Below are 14632 nucleotides of genomic sequence, written 5' to 3' on the forward strand. Positions count from 1 at the left end.
GGAGCTTTACAGACGGACGCCACCTTATTTTTTTGGAGGGGGCAGATTTCTCTCCCGCTCCGATTTTTCCGGCTCCATGGTCGGAGCAAGCGGTTTTAGATAGTTCAATGCCATGTGTCGTTTCGGAACACTGGAGGAAGCCATTTTACAGTCAGACCTGAACTTCTCCGAAGCATGCCTTGATGTTCGCCGCAGCATTATCGAGACTGCGTTCAAATGCGGGCAGGCGGCTCATATCGGTGGCAGCCTGAGCATGGTGGAGATACTCACCGCGCTTTTCGGCGAGGTGCTGGTGCATCGCCCCAATGAGCCGACGTGGAATGGACGCGACATTTTTATTCTCAGCAAGGGACATGCAGTACTGGGTTATTTTGCGGTCCTTTGTCACTACGGGTATTTCCCGCCCGAAAAGCTTGCAACATTTCAGACAAACGGCAGCGACCTGATTGCTCACCCCGTAAAAAAGGAGCTTCTGGGTATCGAAAGCTCCAACGGCAGTCTGGGGCAGGGGCTGGCATATGGTATGGGCATGGCTTTGGGCATGCGCAGGCGCGGGCAGGACAGGCGGGTTTATGTCATGCTCGGGGACGGGGAGTGCAATGAAGGTTCGGTTTGGGAAAGTGCGGCATCAGCCGCCGAACTGGGGCTTGGGAACCTGACGGCCATCATCGATGAAAACGGCTTTCGAAACGACGGTCCGAACACGACCTATGCGGGCAAGGTCGTTCTGGCCAATGTGTGGAAGGCCTTTGGCTGGAACGTGATCGAGATTGACGGGCACGACCACGTAGCGATCCTCAATGCTTTCCGCGCAGCGCGGGATCTGGCTGATACACCCACGGCGATTGTGGCCCGTACCATCAAGGGCAAGGGCGTGGACTTCATGGAAGCCAATAACGACTGGCACCACAATCGGATCACGGCAAGTATCATGGAAAAATGTCTGAAGGCTCTGGAGGAACAGGAACCGAAATCCGACGTGCCGGGAGAAGACCGTGTCTGAAACCTTGAACGTGAATGTCAGGGCATTGGCTCGGCTGGGGCCAAGGGCTGTCTATGGGCAGGCTTTGACGGCTCTGGCGGCTGGTAACAGCAACATTATGGCAATCAGCGCCGATCTGGGCCGTTCTTCCGGGCTGGACAGGTTTTCTCGCGAATTGCCGGACCAGTTCGTGAATATCGGCATTGCCGAGCAGACCATGATTGGGTGTGCAGCCGGTCTTGCACGTATGGGGTTTGACGTTTTTGCATCGACCTTTGCTCCGTTCGCATCCATGCGGGCAAGTGAGCAGGTCCGCATGAACATGGGATACATGCGTGAACCGGTCAAACTGGTGGCGCTTGGAAGTGGTCTGTCGCTGGGATACCTGGGAAATTCGCATTTCGGGCTTGAAGATATTGCTGTCATGCGGACCGTTCCCGGCCTGGTTATTGTCGCGCCCGCAGACTGTCTGGAAATTCAGAAAACCCTTGACGCAAGTGTTGGTTACGATCAGCCAATGTATATAAGGCTGACAGGTGCTACAAATGCGCCTGTTGTTTATAACGCCGATTACACCTTCACAATCGGGCAGGCTGTCTGGCTTACGCCCCCCCGCAAGATCATGCTGGTGTCCAGCGGGACAACCGTTGCCTACTGTGTGAAAGCGGCGGAAATGCTTGCCCAGATCGGTATTGAGGTTGGTGTCCTCAATATGCACACGATCAAACCACTTGATGAAGACGCACTTCGGACCGTTGCGCGCGAAGCGCATACGGTTTTTGTGGTGGAAGAACACAAGGTTTTCGGCGGTCTGGGAAGCGCGGTCCTGGAGTTTTACAATGCTTCAAGACTGTCGGATATTGCCGTCATTCTTCATGGAATTGAAGATCGGTTTCTGGAGACAGGGGATTATGGCTTCATGCTGAAGTCCAACCGGTTGGATGCCGAAGGTATTGCGGACTTTGTAAAAGAGCGTCTGGATACAGAAACGGCCGACAATGAGCGCTGATATCTGGTACATTTACGGTGCTGGTGGTCTCGGTGTCGAGACGATGGATATGTTGCAAAATGCCATCCGGCAGGGCACGGAAAAGGCGTACCGTCTTGCCTTTCTTGTGGATGATCCCAGGCAGGCTGAACTTATGGGACTGCCTGTGGTGGCCGTTGGCAGCCATGTTAGCGGCGCCAGGGTTACGATTGCCGTAGGGGAACCGTCGGCCCGGGCCATGCTGGCTGAAAAAGTCGGCACGCTTGGGCTGGTGCTGGCGTCAGTCGTCTCGCCCCTCGCTTTTGTATCTTCCCATGCGCAACTCGGAAACGGGGTAATTATCGCCCCCTATGTGTCCGTGCAGGCGACGGCGAAGGTCGGCAATAATGTTGCCGTCAATACAGCGTCGATCCTTGGGCATGATGTCGTGGTCGAAGACAATACTGTTATTTCTTCGCAGGTTAGTCTGGGCGGTGGCGTTCATGTCGAAGCGCTCGGGTATGTGGGCATGGGCGCGCTGATCAAGGAAAAATTGCATATAGGCAGCTCTTCCATCATCGGTATGGGATCGGTCGTTCATTCCGATGTCCCCTCAGACGTTATTGTTCTTGGTAACCCTGGCCGCGTCGTCCGCAGAAATGAAGACAAGAAAGTCTTTCGATAGGAATATGAAATGAGCAATCGCGAAAAATACGATAATGTATTTATGGAAACATTCGGGATCAAAGCCGAGGACCTGAATGAAAACCTCCAGTATCAGAGTATTTCGGCGTGGGATTCCGTCGGCCATATGGCGCTGGTGGCGGCCCTGGAAGAAACATTCGATATCATGCTCGAAATGGATGATGTGGTCGATTTCGGTTCTTATGAAACCGGGATCAACACGCTCGCAAAATATGGCGTGACGTTCTGAAATGTTCTGGCAGGACTATTCAGATGGGGCGGAAGACCGGGTTTTTCTGATCGAGGGAGAAAATCACTACAGGTACAGTGATATTTTCCGTCTGGGGGATGAGTTTTTCGCACACGCCACACGGGCTGTGGCTATTATTCTATGCGACCGGACCCATCTGAGCGTTGCCGCATATTTCGGCGCTTTGCGGCACGGTGTCGTGCCACTTCTGCTGGATGGCAGTATTAAACGGCCTGTCCTGTCCAGCACGATTCAGGCCTATGCCCCACGCTATATCATAGGCGATCTGGACAGCGTGCCGGATGGTTATGCGGTGGCGAGGCAGGTCGGATCGAAAGTGTTTTTCGAACGGATCGCCCCCGTCGCTTACCCGCTGAACGACGATCTGGCATTGCTTATCCCCACATCGGGTTCCACGGGAGATCCCAAATGTGTGCGCCTGACCGGCCGTAATATTGAGTCCTGCACCCGCTCTATTGTGGAGTATCTTTCCTTCACGCCAGAGCGTGTCACTGTAAGTCTGCTTCCTTTTCATTATTCCTACGGCCTGTCGGTGCTCCATAATACGGCCTTTGTCCGGGGGGCCATGCTGCTGACAGAGCAGTCGGTTCTGGAAAAAGACCTTTGGACACGCATGGAAGAGGCGGGGGTAACCGATATTTCTGGCGTTCCCTTTACCTTTGAGACATTACGCAGAATTCGCCTAAGCGATAAAATCCTGAATAATCTCCGTTGCGTCACACAGGCGGGTGGACGTTTGACCCCTGCGTTGACACAGCATTTCTGGCAATATTTCGCGGATCATGGTGTCCGTTATTTTACCATGTACGGACAGACCGAAGCCGCGCCGCGCATTTCGTACGTCCCGCCCGAACGCGCCCTGGAAAAGCTGGGGAGTGTTGGAATTCCCATCCCTGGCGGCAAAGTGGAAATTGTCGAGGCAATTCAGGGAGGTGGCGATGGAGAACTGGTCTATGAAGGCCGCAACGTTTCCATGGGGTATGCCACATCGTGGGGCGATCTGGCGCAGGGAGACTGTTTTGGCGGTCGGCTTCATACAGGTGACCTTGCCCGGATAGATTCAGACGGTTTCATTACCATTGTCGGCCGGAAGAAGCGTTTCATAAAACTACATGGCATTTCGGTTAATCTGGACCATGTCGAAAGCACCCTGCGGAATGCCGGAGCCACCTGCATGGTTGTCGGTAAGGAAAACTGCATGGTTATCTGTGTTCAGAGCGAGAGCATGGATATTGTGCAGGCGGTCATGAAGGATAACTTCAATTTTCATCCCACGGCGGTGCGGCTGGAGATCTGCGAGAGTTTTCCCCTTACGGCGTCCCACAAGCCTGACTACACAGCCTTGAGCCAGCGTTACAAACTGACGACCTGACAGCACTTGCCCCACAAAGGGAAGGGATACTCGAATATCCCTTCCCTTTGTGGGGCGGCAGATGTCCTGCTGTGGTGGAGATAGTCGAAACGGCTGGTGTTCCTGTGTATTTTAAAATACTTGAACAGGGTCCGGACATGAAGGGAATGGGAAATGGGTTTTTCGTTGAACGCTGAAGAACTGAAAGATTTTCAGCCCAACAGGTATCCATTCCTGATGATAGACTTCGTGACCGATGTCGAACCGGGCAAATATGCCAAGGGCTACAAGCATCTTTCCAATAACGAATGGTATTTTCCGGTCCACTTTCCGGGACGCCCCAATATGCCGGGCGCGCTCCAGCTTGAAGCCATGGCGCAAATGCTTACAGTCGCCATAACAACGCAGGAAGGGCTGAAAGGGATGATTACCCACGCCCTCAAGCATACGGTGCGCTTCAGGAAGGAAGTTTTGCCCGGAGAAAGCCTGGTGATCGAAGCCTATGTGGATTCATGGCGGCGGGGGGTGTGCAATGGCCATGCCGTAGGTTACACGAATGGTACAGTTGCCTGCGAGGCCGAGATGATGATCACCATACCGGAAATATTTGAACAATATCTTCCCAAAAAATGACGCGGTTTGACTTTGTCGTCGTCGGTGCGGGCGCTGCGGGTGCGGCAGTTGCGTGGTCGCTTGTCTCCAGGGGGTACAAGGTCTTGTGCCTGGATCGTGGTCCACGCATGGACCCCGCCCGTTATCCCTCTACTGGAAATGACTGGGAATTACGCAAGAGATCCGAATTCAACCCCGTAATTTCGGAGCGCCAGAACAGGTTCGACTACCCGGTTGATGACAGCGGCTCCCCTATTGCGGTGTGTAATTTTAACGCAGTCGGTGGCTCGACCATCCTTTATTCCGGTCATTTCCCGCGCTTTCTGGAAGATGATTTTGCACCGGCAAGCCGGGAGGAGGCAGGCCCCGACTGGCCCTTCGCCTACGCAGATCTGGCGCCGTATTTTACCCTGAACGAAAAAATGATGGGCCTGTCCGGTCTGGTGGGTGATCCGTTCTACCCCCAGATCGAGGACGCGTTGCCACCTGTGCCGCTTGGAACGGCAGGGGACACATTGGCGCGGGCCTTTAATGCCAAAGGCTGGCATTGGTGGCCGAGTTTTTCAGCGATTCTGACACGCCCCAAGGACGGGCGTGGCGCGTGCCTCAATCTGGGGCCATGCAACACGGGCTGCCCGCAAGGTGCGAAGGCCAGTGCCGATAATACATACCTCAAGGAGGCTCTGCGCCTCGGGCTGGTACTGATACCCGAATTTGCAGTCTCCCGCGTTCTGGTGCGCGACGGCAAGGCTTACGGCGTGGAAGGCTTTGACGATGCGGGCGAAAAACGGGTTTTCACCGCGGAGCATGTCATTCTGACGTCGAGTGCGATTGGCACCGCACGCATCCTGCTGAACTCCCGAACCGCTGAAAGGCCGTATGGAGCAGGCAATTCGGGTGGTCTGGTGGGGCGTAACCTTATGGTGCATCCGCTGGGTTATGTAGAAGGCATATTCCCCCAGCGCTTCGATACCGATGCCGGGCCACAGGGATGTCTGTTGTACAGCCTGCAATTTTATCGTCCCTCCGGTGCCGGGCACCGTCTGGGGTATATGATGCAGGCATTGCGCGGGACTGGCCCTGTCGAAACCGCTTTGGCTGCTTTTGCAAGGCGCAAGCTGAGATTTGGCCAGCAGGTCTATGATGACTTTGACGCGCATTACGCGAAGCAACTCATTCTGGCCATTGTCTGCGAGGATATGCCGGAAGCGGAAAACCGGGTGGAGCTTGACGAAAGCCGACATGATCGTTTTGGCGATCCGGGCGTGAAAATTCATTACACCCTGCACGACAATACGAAGAAAATGATGATTCACGGCATGAGCCGGGGCCGTGAACTGATGGCCGCAGCAGGGGCTACCCGAAGCGCGGCCTACGGACCGGTGCGGAATACCGGATGGCACCTGATGGGAACAGCGCGGATGGGCAACAGCCTCCATGGCGCGGTTGTCAATTCCCAGGGGCGTGTTTACGATACCGACAATCTTTATGTGGCCGATTCCAGTGTTTTTGTGACGTCATCATGCGTCAATCCGGCCAATACCATTCAGGCCGTGGCCCTTATGTTGGCGGATCGTATAGATGACTATGTCAGATCGACCCGCGTTTGAACTGTTCTACCTCATGTTTCCGGGCGACCCGGGGCGTCAGGTCCCGGGCGCAAAAGACACGGGAGCGGCTGCCTGCCTGCAGAAGAATTTCGCGCAGCTTGATGACATGGACACCCTTCTGGGGGCGGACAGCCTCCCCGACTGGGCGCAGGATCTGAACGGGTTCCTGAAGGATCTGCGCGGGCGTGCGGCAGAACTGACCGATTTGTTTATGACGCATGCGATCATGGCATATTTTTCGGACCCTCGTGTTTCGCGGGCGTTGACCGCAAAGCCGACCCCGCTTTTCCCGCATTACACGGCTCTGCCCGATATCGATTACGATCTTCTGGCCCCTGTTCTGGAAAATTGCCAAAGGGATGTTGATGTCTGAACATAGCAACCGCGTCGCCGTGGTGACGGGCGCCAGCCGGGGCCTCGGCCTTGCCATAGTCAAAAAACTGGCTTCGGAAGGGTTCGATATTGCCGCATGTAGCCGGTCCCGATCAGACAGGCTGGAAACCGTTATGGCGGCCTATCCTGGCATCCGCTTTTTTGTGCTCCATCTTGACGATGCCGACGCCATAAAAACCTGCGCCCAGAACATTTTCAGGGAATACGCGCGGATAGATGCTCTTGTGAATGTGGCTGGTGTGGCGGCGGGCGGCTTGTTCACGATGACTAAAATTGACGATATGAAAAGTATTTTCGATATCAATTATTTTCATCAGATACTTTTCACGCAGTATATTGTGAAAAAAATGATGCGGACCAAATCCGGCTCCATCGTCAATATTGCGTCTACAACAGGATCAAGGGCCGATGCCGGTACTCTGGCGTATGGGGGCAGCAAGGCAGCGCTTATTCATGCAACCGGCGTTATGGCAACCGAACTGGGACCGTTCGGTATTCGGGTCAATGCCATTTCTCCGGCGGTGGTGGAAACCGATATGGCCACGACCATGGACGATCAGGCAAAGGCGTTGCTGGATGCGCGCTCGGCGCTGAGTGGGAAGATAAAGCCTGAGGATGTTGCCGATCTTGTATCTTTTCTGGTCTCGCAGAACGCATCGAAAATGACCGGGCAGACGCTACGCCTGGATCGCGGCCTTCATTGACTGCAGAAGGACAGCGTGAAGGAAGCGAGGACTGCGCGATCAGCAGACCGAAGGGGCAGGGGCCCGCATTTTTCGCGCTGGCTCGATAAGCTCCAGGCGGTGGGATAGAAGGGCCAGAATATCCTTTCCATCCCAGAAAGGGTCGATGCTCAAAGCGCTGCCAGCAGGCACGATACGATCAATCGTATGATGGTGATGACTCAGGGCCTGCCTGAGCGCATGCGGGTCGAGGCCAAAATAGGTCAGCGTCTGTTCCTGCGAGCGCAGGAAAGCGGGAATGCCATCGATGGATGGAAGGTCGATGTCGAGGAACGCACCAAAACGCAATTGGAGAGTCTGTGGGCGGATCTGTTCGTTCAGGCACCATATGTCGCGCGAATAGGTTTGCAGGTGAACGGCCCGCCCAAGCTGTTCGTTGGCGGACATGATGTCGAGAAATTTATCGATACGGGCTGTCGTATCCAACTGGTAATTTCGGTTTATCAACTCGTCTTCAAGCGTATTCCAGAACAGATCCTTTGCGGCACCCGCAGTTTCAACATCTCCGATCCAGAATATCATGCTCGGCGATGAACAGGCGTTCTGATCCACAAGATAGGTGTCGTTGAAGAAACTGGCCGCCAGTGTCTGCTGAATATCGCGCGACGCCGTCATGTAGGCGGACGCATTGATGGCCATGGAAGATTTGCGATCGGGGAAATAGATTTCCACACAACGTGGTGTCTTGGGGAGAGCGCGAAAGGCGCTGACGGTCGCATCCCCTCCCCATACCACCAGCCCGTCTGCCTGACCGATGAGCCTTTCAAACCCTTTGTCCCCGCGTGAGGAGCGGATCAGGCGTGTACTGTTGCCAATGGACTGAAAGCGCGGCGAGGCTGAGACCTGGTCAAAAATTTCGACAAAGAGATCATTCTGCGGAAAATGCCGACTTGGCATCCGCACGATATTGGAATTTCCGGCAAGCAGGCCAAAAACCAGCGAGAAGGCAAAATTGATAGGAATATTGGACGGCGCGATATGCACCACCGTTCCCCATCCCGAACGCTGTATGGCATCGTCATAGCGCTGCGAGAGAGCATGGAGGTTAGCTTTGCGGCAGAAATAGGCGAACGTCACCAAGTCGGGATATTGGCGTGCATCGGGGTGTTTCAGAATTGCAAGCGAGAGTGCGTGCAGGAACTCTCTTGTCGTGTCGTCGAAAAAAGCGCGGCGCGATGACAGCGCAAAGCCCTTTTGCCAGTCATGATGTTCGCAGTCGTCAATTGTAACGATAGGCATCACTACATCCCCGAATTTCCGCCTTTTTCAGCCGCCCCTTGATACTGATGATAGTGCCCTGATGACCGCATCCACACTGGGCAGCATCCTGCGTGTGTCCCACATCTTCCGTCAGCAGGGAATGTCCGGGGTAACTTTTCTGGATGGCCGAAAAGACCTGGATCAGGCCTTCCTTGCCATGCGGCAGGATATCGAGTGTGACAGGGTCCCGGATTATTGTATCCGAACCAGCGGCGGCATGAAGGTTACCGAACGGACACTCCATGAAGATGGTGCCAGTCTGTTCGACCATGCCGTAATAGTTGCGGATATCGCTGCAACCGGTCCATTCCTGAACCTCCGCCTTGAACCGTTCGTTTGAGATATTCTGCTCCGCAAGTTTCTTCCATCCTCCTCCATGAAGCAGGAAGGCATTGGAGAGCGGGAGCCTGACCTTCAGGCGTTTCAATTCCTGAACAAAATACTGCCAGATGACGAAGGTAAACCCGAACATGAAAATCCGGGTGCCACTATTGGCCTCGATAAATGCCAGGATACGGTCGATGGCCAGTTCCAACTGGTTGTCGAGCGCAAAGCTCCGTCCTTTGGAAAACAGGCTGAAACCATTGATGGCGGCCGTCCTGGCCGAAAATTTGTGACGTTCCGCAACCGTGCTTTCAGCATCGATAACCAGCATGGGCGACCGGGTTTTTGAGAACGCGTTACCAAATACGTCCACCAGCTTTTGTGACTGAAGCCTGGCTGTTTCGCGGTCCAGATAGATTCTGGACACATCGCCGGTTGTGCCGGACGATGTCATGATCTTGAAAACATCCTGATCGCTGATGCTTTTGAGCTGGAACGCCTTGAAAGCACGCACAGGCAGAAAAGGTACTTCGGCCAGAGACGTGGCGTCTTTCTCTGCAAAAACGGAGTGGACATAGGATCTGTATAGCGTGCAATTGAGCGAGTGAAACGCAGTCAAGTCATTGATCTGTTTCAGGAAGTCCGGACTTTTCTCACGGCTTGAGTTTTCGCTCATTTTTCGCTGTCTCGGGGGCTATCGTCTGCAAGATGTTGCGTTGCGGTCCAGGCAGGATACGGAATTCCCGGCTTGTGTCGTGGCCTTGGGTCTCCGCCAAACATGGCAGGTGTCGCGTTGTCTCCTGCCGTAATACAGGGTCTACACTGTTTGGCCTGCGCCCTGACCCAGATGCGCGCGCGCCAGTCGGTCGAATTCCGCGACACTGAGTGTTTCCGCCCTGCGGGTGCCGTCGATTCCGGCCTTTTCCAGTAGCCTGTCGCCTTGCAGGCCTTTCAGTGCGCCGCGCAGCATTTTGCGGCGTTGGCCGAAGGCCGCGGCTGTGACCTGTTCCATTGCTTTGAACAGGGCCGGGCCGGGTTGTTCGGCATGGGGCCTGATACTCGCTACCGCCGACCAGACTGCCGGTGGAGGTGAAAACGCGCCCGGCGGCAGTTTCATGACAATGTCGCAGTCGGCACACCACTGGCTGATGACTGCCAGGCGTCCGTAATGCGTGGTATCCGGTCTGGCGCAGATGCGTTCGGCGACTTCAAGCTGGAACATCAGGGTCATGCGCTGCCAGGCGCTGGCCTGGCGCAGCCACCCGATCAGCAGCGGGGTTGCCACATTATAGGGCAGGTTTGCGACAATCTGGCGGGGCGCAGGGCAGAGCGTCGTCAGGTCTGTCTTCAGGGCGTCGGCTTCCGTCACACGCAGTCGCTGCGGGAAGACGGTTGCCAGTTCCTCAATGACCGCCACGGCGCGGGTATCCAGTTCCACGGCGTGCACGCTTGCGGCTTTGGCGGCCAGGAGTGATCGTGTCAGCCCGCCCGGGCCGGGGCCGACCTCGACCACATGCTGGCCCTCAAGGTTGCCTGCCAGAGCTGCGATATGCCCGGTAATGCCGGGATCGAGCAGGAAGTGCTGACCGAGGGCTTTGCGCGCATCAAGCCCGTGGCGACGAATGACCTCTGCCAGGCTTTCCAGTTCGGGTGGCAGCGCCCTAGACTCCCTTGAGCTTGATACGCAGGTCGATCATGGCGCGGCGGTGCAGGTCGCTGTCGAGCTGCCGGGCTGTCTGTTCGACACGCTCGTTCATAAGCTGATCCGCAATTTCGCTGGGTGAACGATTGGCGAAGTTCTTTTCTTTTTTTGTGCAGACCATCAGCAGGACAATACCGTCGCGCGAGATCATGGGCCTGGACGCCTTGCCAATGGGCAGGTTGGTCAGCACGGACTGCATCTGCGCGTTCAGGCGTTCCAGGGCCAGTTCGCCCGGATCGCTCGGGCGCTTTTCACCGGCCTCCTTGTTCAGGGCTTCCATCTCGTCGCAGCTATGGGCTGTCTGTTCGATATGCACTGCCCGGTTGAGCGCGGCCTGCTGCTGCGGTGTTACGTGTTCCGGGTCCAGCAGGGTGTCAAACGGCAGGAAAAGCTGGCGAATGGTAATGACATGCCCCATTTCCGTGCCGATCACGCGTTTTGCGTTCGATGTCACGATCAGGAAGCCGCCGGGCACCGTAATCGGGTTGGACACGGCCCCCACACCCGTTGGCATTTGCCGCACGATACTGACCACAGAGGGGTCAAGCTCGTCTTCCTGCACCCAGCCCATGGAACCGCCGTCAAGCGCTGTCTGGCTCTGGGAAAACTGCGCGGCGACAATCGCGAACGGAGCGCCCTTGCGCAGTTCCTGAATGATGGTGTTGGTAAAAGCCAGTTCTTCTTCTGCGTGGCGGGGGTCGTCGACCTTTACAAAAATTTCGCTGATTTCGTATTCCGTGCGACCGGCTTCGCGCTTGAGTGCTGCCTGCCGCTGGGCAATGTCCTGCGGCGAAATGCGCGAACGCGCCCCCAGTTCCTGGCGCAGAACCTGGATCCAGCCGATCTGCACGCGCAACTGGTCGATCAATGTGGTCAGGGACACGCCATCCTGCGCCAGATGGGTGCGCAAGGTGCCCTCGGGCATGCCGTTGCGGCGTTCGATATTGGCGATGGCTTCGGCAATCTGGTCCGGCGGCACATTGATATGCCGGCTCAGGATTTCCTGTGTGCGCAGGCGTTCGTCGATCATCTGGCGGATAATCTGCGGGCGCAGCCTTGCCATGAGGTCAGGCGTGAGAGGCAGGCCGGTTGAGAGCGCAAACAGGCGCCCGCGGTTGTCCACGTCACGCTTTGTCAGCGGAATACTGTTCACCACCGCCAGGATCATGTCATCCGGCTCGGGCTGCGTCTGGGCGTTTGCCTGGCCGTGGGGGGCAGGGGTGCTGGCGCGGGCCAGGGCTGCGCGGGATGTGTTCAGGGTAACCGGAACAGCCAGCGCGGTCAGGGTGCAGCAGGCCAGTGTAAAGGAGCGCAGACGCATACGGAACGGTCTTTCAGCTTTCTGCCAGATCAGGAACGATTACCCCTGATAACGGAGACGGCGTTTTTTTTGAAGCGGTTCTTACTTGAGCCCGAACGAACCCAGCGTTTTCAGGCTGACGGTCACCAGATAGGTGGAGTTACGCTGTTCACCGCCGATAGAGGTGTACTGCTTGAAATACATGAAATCGATGCCGAAGCAGTCATTGCTGAAGCCCGCATCCCCACCCAGCGTCACGAATTCCTTGCGCGAGAGACTGCGCCGCGTGAAGCCCGACAGATGCCAGCCCAGCCAGTCGGCCGAGAAACCCCCGCTCAGTTCGTTGACACGGTCGTAATACAGCGAAGGCGGCGAACCTGTCCGGTAATTGGTTGCGTAGTAATAATAGGGGGTCACCGGTTCCAGCACATAGCCGCCGCGAATGTGGAAGTGCGGAACCCCGGCGCTGAACAGCGCGTCCGCAAAATCGAACTGCCGTGTGTAGGGGTTAAGCCGCATCCGGGCCGTAAAATCGAAATACTGGTTGGGTGCGACGCGCCCGCCCGCCACGATATCGGAGGCGTGGTGGTCCAGCCCGGAATAGGGCAGGCGATCGTGTTCGATGTGTTCCTGGAAGCTTTCGCCTGCCAGCAGGTCGATTTCGTGACCGTCCCACGTCCAGTTTCCGTGAACGCCCACATTGCCGCGCAGGCCGCCATCCAGCCTGTCGGTGCCCTGGTAGCGGTTGAGCGAAAACAGCGTGGAATCCGTGAATTCATAGGCAAGGCTGTCTTCGTTGGGGATCAGGTCATCCGTACCCGCCCCGGTATTGGGCGCGTAAATCCCCTGCACGATGGGTTCGACCAGTTGGGTGCCCCGACCGTTTGCAAAGGTCCGAACGAACGGCCAGTTGGTTTTGAGGGCTATGGTGGGCAGCACCTGCCCACTGACAACCGTGCGCGTGCTCGAATAGTAATTGGGCTGCTGGTACAGTTTCTTGGCGCGATAGACCATGGAATCCAGCCGCATGGTCAACAGGAACTGTTCTCCCGCCTTGCTGACGAACGCACGGTCCCAGTTCACGGCAAGCTGGCCACGGACATCGGACGTGCCGTTGGACCGGTAGATGTTGAAATCCGTGGTGTCGAAGCTGATGCGTCCGCCCCAGGCATCGGGCTGGCCGACAAAGCTGTATGTATAACGCGGCAGGGCGAATGGCAGGTCCGAGTTGTGGATGACGCCCTGGTTCAGCCCCTGGTAGAACTGTGTATCCAGCCGCGTATAGGCCCCCGTGCCAAAGCCTTCGATATAGGCGTTGGAGTTGAGCGTATCGCTGCCATAGCCCTGGATACGGTAGTCGCGCATGTAGTTCGCGGATGTCGCAAGCCGGACGTTCGCCCCGGTTCGCCAGTGCTCATCAAGCGCGAACTGCCCGCTTGCGAACAGGTAGCCCTGAAAGCCATGGCTGTTGCTGCTGACATTTTCACCAAAGCCGTTGGTGTAGTGTGACCCGTTGTTGGTGTCGTCCGCAACGCCGGCCTGCACATTCAGCGTGCCGAAATTGAAGCGGTTACGATACAGGCCGCTGATCTGCGGCCCGGTCCGGGTCGAGAACAGCCCCTGCGCCGTCAGGTCCGACTGGTCATCGATCACCCAGTAATAGGGGATGGTGACATAGGACCCCAGGTAGCGGTCATGGGGCGTAATGCCGGGCATGAGAAAGCCGCTATGCCGCTTGGCCGACGGGTCGGTCATGGAGAAAAAGGGCAGGTAAAGGATGGGAATGCCCAGAATGTCCAGATAGGCGTCGCGGAAGTCGATTTTCTTGTGTTCGAGGTCCTGTGTCGCGTCAAAGGCCCTGAACTGCCAGAAAGGCGCGCGCGTCTTGTCTTTTTCGCAGATTTCGCAGGCGGTGTAGACGGTGCGGCTCAGGTCGTTCACCTTGCCGTCCGTCCGTCTGAGGCCGTTTGCCGCCAGCTTGGCGTTTTCCGCCAGGGTGGCGTTGACGTGCATCATGATGCCGTCTTTCATGCCGCCACTCAGTTCGGCGTAATGGGCGTAAAGGACCGAACCATCCGACTGGACGGACGCCACATTGCCCCTGGCGGCCACCACGCCCGTATCGCGGTCATAGACGATCTTGTCGGCCCGCATGACGTGTTCGCCCTGCCAGACCTGCACGTTGCCGGTCCAGGTTATGGTGTGCTCGACATCGTTGTAGTCGACCTTGTCGGCCTGGAACGTGGCGGGTTCGTCGGGGGCGGTATGGCCGCTGCCCGTGCTGATATGCATGGGACGGGGCTGGAACTGTGCATGGGCCTGATGTGTGGGGGCCGCCAGAAAACACGCGGCAACGCCGCCGAGTGCGGTGGCTGCACTCAGTGCCGTGCGGCGGCGCGGCCATGAGCCACGTAAAGGCCGGAGCACCACAGT

At 56.7% G+C, this 14632-nt stretch carries 15 protein-coding genes; 10 read left to right on the forward strand and 5 right to left on the reverse strand.

Annotated features, from left to right (window positions below; translation table 11 throughout):
• Positions 1-112 precede the first annotated feature (112 nt).
• The 9 genes from ABF990_RS00135 to ABF990_RS00175 all read left to right on the forward strand — a co-directional run bounded on the left by ABF990_RS00135 (position 113) and on the right by ABF990_RS00175 (position 7574).
• Positions 113-1003, forward strand: a complete 891-nt coding sequence (locus ABF990_RS00135) for a transketolase (RefSeq protein ID WP_415490927.1) — start codon at positions 113-115, stop codon at positions 1001-1003.
• A gap of 10 nt (positions 1004-1013) precedes the next feature.
• The gene (locus ABF990_RS00140) at positions 1014-1991 is read left to right on the forward strand and encodes a transketolase family protein (RefSeq protein WP_415490967.1); all 978 of its coding nucleotides are present in this window, start codon (positions 1014-1016) and stop codon (positions 1989-1991) included.
• Positions 1981-2634 (forward strand): acyl-ACP--UDP-N- acetylglucosamine O-acyltransferase, encoded by a 654-nt coding sequence (locus tag ABF990_RS00145; RefSeq protein WP_415490928.1) that lies wholly within the window; start codon positions 1981-1983, stop codon positions 2632-2634. The genes ABF990_RS00140 and ABF990_RS00145 overlap by 11 nt, the downstream gene beginning before the upstream one ends.
• A 9-nt stretch (positions 2635-2643) precedes the next feature.
• Positions 2644-2883, forward strand: a complete 240-nt coding sequence (locus ABF990_RS00150) for an acyl carrier protein (protein ID WP_415490929.1) — start codon at positions 2644-2646, stop codon at positions 2881-2883.
• A 1-nt stretch (position 2884) separates the two neighbouring features.
• Positions 2885-4276, forward strand: a complete 1392-nt coding sequence (locus tag ABF990_RS00155; RefSeq protein ID WP_415490931.1) for an AMP-binding protein — start codon at positions 2885-2887, stop codon at positions 4274-4276.
• A 153-nt stretch (positions 4277-4429) separates the two neighbouring features.
• Complete coding sequence (gene fabZ, locus ABF990_RS00160; RefSeq protein ID WP_415490932.1) at positions 4430-4888, forward strand: 3-hydroxyacyl-ACP dehydratase FabZ; 459 nt, start codon at positions 4430-4432, stop codon at positions 4886-4888.
• Complete coding sequence (locus ABF990_RS00165; protein WP_415500100.1) at positions 4885-6477, forward strand: GMC family oxidoreductase; 1593 nt, start codon at positions 4885-4887, stop codon at positions 6475-6477. Before fabZ ends, ABF990_RS00165 begins: the two co-directional genes overlap by 4 nt.
• A complete protein-coding gene (locus ABF990_RS00170; RefSeq protein WP_415500101.1) occupies positions 6455-6850 on the forward strand; it encodes a hypothetical protein in 396 nt (131 codons plus the stop codon). The genes ABF990_RS00165 and ABF990_RS00170 overlap by 23 nt, the downstream gene beginning before the upstream one ends.
• Complete coding sequence (locus tag ABF990_RS00175) at positions 6843-7574, forward strand: SDR family NAD(P)-dependent oxidoreductase (RefSeq protein WP_415500102.1); 732 nt, start codon at positions 6843-6845, stop codon at positions 7572-7574. Before ABF990_RS00170 ends, ABF990_RS00175 begins: the two co-directional genes overlap by 8 nt.
• Positions 7575-7613: 39 nt before the next feature.
• On the opposite strand, the gene ABF990_RS00180 is transcribed toward ABF990_RS00175, so the two are convergent.
• The 3 genes from ABF990_RS00180 to rsmA all read right to left on the reverse strand — a co-directional run bounded on the left by ABF990_RS00180 (position 7614) and on the right by rsmA (position 10773).
• Positions 7614-8852, reverse strand: coding sequence for an acyl-CoA reductase (locus ABF990_RS00180; RefSeq protein ID WP_415500103.1), 1239 nt, complete (start codon positions 8850-8852; stop codon positions 7614-7616).
• A complete protein-coding gene (locus tag ABF990_RS00185) occupies positions 8833-9873 on the reverse strand; it encodes a long-chain fatty acid--CoA ligase (protein WP_415500104.1) in 1041 nt (346 codons plus the stop codon). Before ABF990_RS00185 ends, ABF990_RS00180 begins: the two co-directional genes overlap by 20 nt.
• A gap of 141 nt (positions 9874-10014) precedes the next feature.
• Positions 10015-10773 (reverse strand): 16S rRNA (adenine(1518)-N(6)/adenine(1519)-N(6))-dimethyltransferase RsmA, encoded by a 759-nt coding sequence (gene rsmA / locus ABF990_RS00190; RefSeq protein ID WP_415490968.1) that lies wholly within the window; start codon positions 10771-10773, stop codon positions 10015-10017.
• Between rsmA and ABF990_RS00195 the strand changes: the two genes are divergently transcribed.
• Positions 10711-10872: a hypothetical protein gene (locus ABF990_RS00195; RefSeq protein WP_415490938.1), complete on the forward strand. Its 162-nt coding sequence runs from the start codon at positions 10711-10713 to the stop codon at positions 10870-10872. The genes rsmA and ABF990_RS00195 overlap by 63 nt on opposite strands.
• On the opposite strand, the gene ABF990_RS00200 is transcribed toward ABF990_RS00195, so the two are convergent.
• Both ABF990_RS00200 and ABF990_RS00205 read right to left on the reverse strand, forming a co-directional pair.
• Entirely contained in the window at positions 10859-12220 is a 1362-nt protein-coding gene (locus ABF990_RS00200) for a peptidylprolyl isomerase (protein ID WP_415490939.1), read from the reverse strand. The two genes, ABF990_RS00195 and ABF990_RS00200, sit on opposite strands and share 14 nt — an antisense overlap.
• A gap of 81 nt (positions 12221-12301) precedes the next feature.
• On the reverse strand, positions 12302-14629 hold the full coding sequence (locus ABF990_RS00205; RefSeq protein WP_415490969.1) for an LPS-assembly protein LptD: 2328 nt from the start codon (positions 14627-14629) through the stop codon (positions 12302-12304).
• Positions 14630-14632 lie beyond the last annotated feature (3 nt).

This window comes from Acetobacter sp., from assembly GCF_047723915.1.
Classification (GTDB): Bacteria; Pseudomonadota; Alphaproteobacteria; order Acetobacterales; family Acetobacteraceae; genus Acetobacter.

What these genes read in the sequence shown, in the direction of transcription:
- ABF990_RS00135 (WP_415490927.1), top strand. Translation starts at nt 113, where the DNA reads ATGTGTCGTTTCGGAACACTGGAGGAAGCCATTTTACAGTCAGACCTG.
- ABF990_RS00145 (WP_415490928.1), top strand. Translation starts at nt 1,981, where the DNA reads ATGAGCGCTGATATCTGGTACATTTACGGTGCTGGTGGTCTCGGTGTC.
- ABF990_RS00150 (WP_415490929.1), top strand. Translation starts at nt 2,644, where the DNA reads ATGAGCAATCGCGAAAAATACGATAATGTATTTATGGAAACATTCGGG.
- ABF990_RS00155 (WP_415490931.1), top strand. Translation starts at nt 2,885, where the DNA reads ATGTTCTGGCAGGACTATTCAGATGGGGCGGAAGACCGGGTTTTTCTG.
- fabZ (WP_415490932.1), top strand. Translation starts at nt 4,430, where the DNA reads ATGGGTTTTTCGTTGAACGCTGAAGAACTGAAAGATTTTCAGCCCAAC.
- ABF990_RS00165 (WP_415500100.1), top strand. Translation starts at nt 4,885, where the DNA reads ATGACGCGGTTTGACTTTGTCGTCGTCGGTGCGGGCGCTGCGGGTGCG.
- ABF990_RS00170 (WP_415500101.1), top strand. Translation starts at nt 6,455, where the DNA reads ATGTCAGATCGACCCGCGTTTGAACTGTTCTACCTCATGTTTCCGGGC.
- ABF990_RS00175 (WP_415500102.1), top strand. Translation starts at nt 6,843, where the DNA reads ATGTCTGAACATAGCAACCGCGTCGCCGTGGTGACGGGCGCCAGCCGG.
- ABF990_RS00180 (WP_415500103.1), bottom strand. Translation starts at nt 8,852, where the DNA reads ATGCCTATCGTTACAATTGACGACTGCGAACATCATGACTGGCAAAAG.
- ABF990_RS00185 (WP_415500104.1), bottom strand. Translation starts at nt 9,873, where the DNA reads ATGAGCGAAAACTCAAGCCGTGAGAAAAGTCCGGACTTCCTGAAACAG.
- ABF990_RS00195 (WP_415490938.1), top strand. Translation starts at nt 10,711, where the DNA reads ATGCTGGCCCTCAAGGTTGCCTGCCAGAGCTGCGATATGCCCGGTAAT.
- ABF990_RS00200 (WP_415490939.1), bottom strand. Translation starts at nt 12,220, where the DNA reads ATGCGTCTGCGCTCCTTTACACTGGCCTGCTGCACCCTGACCGCGCTG.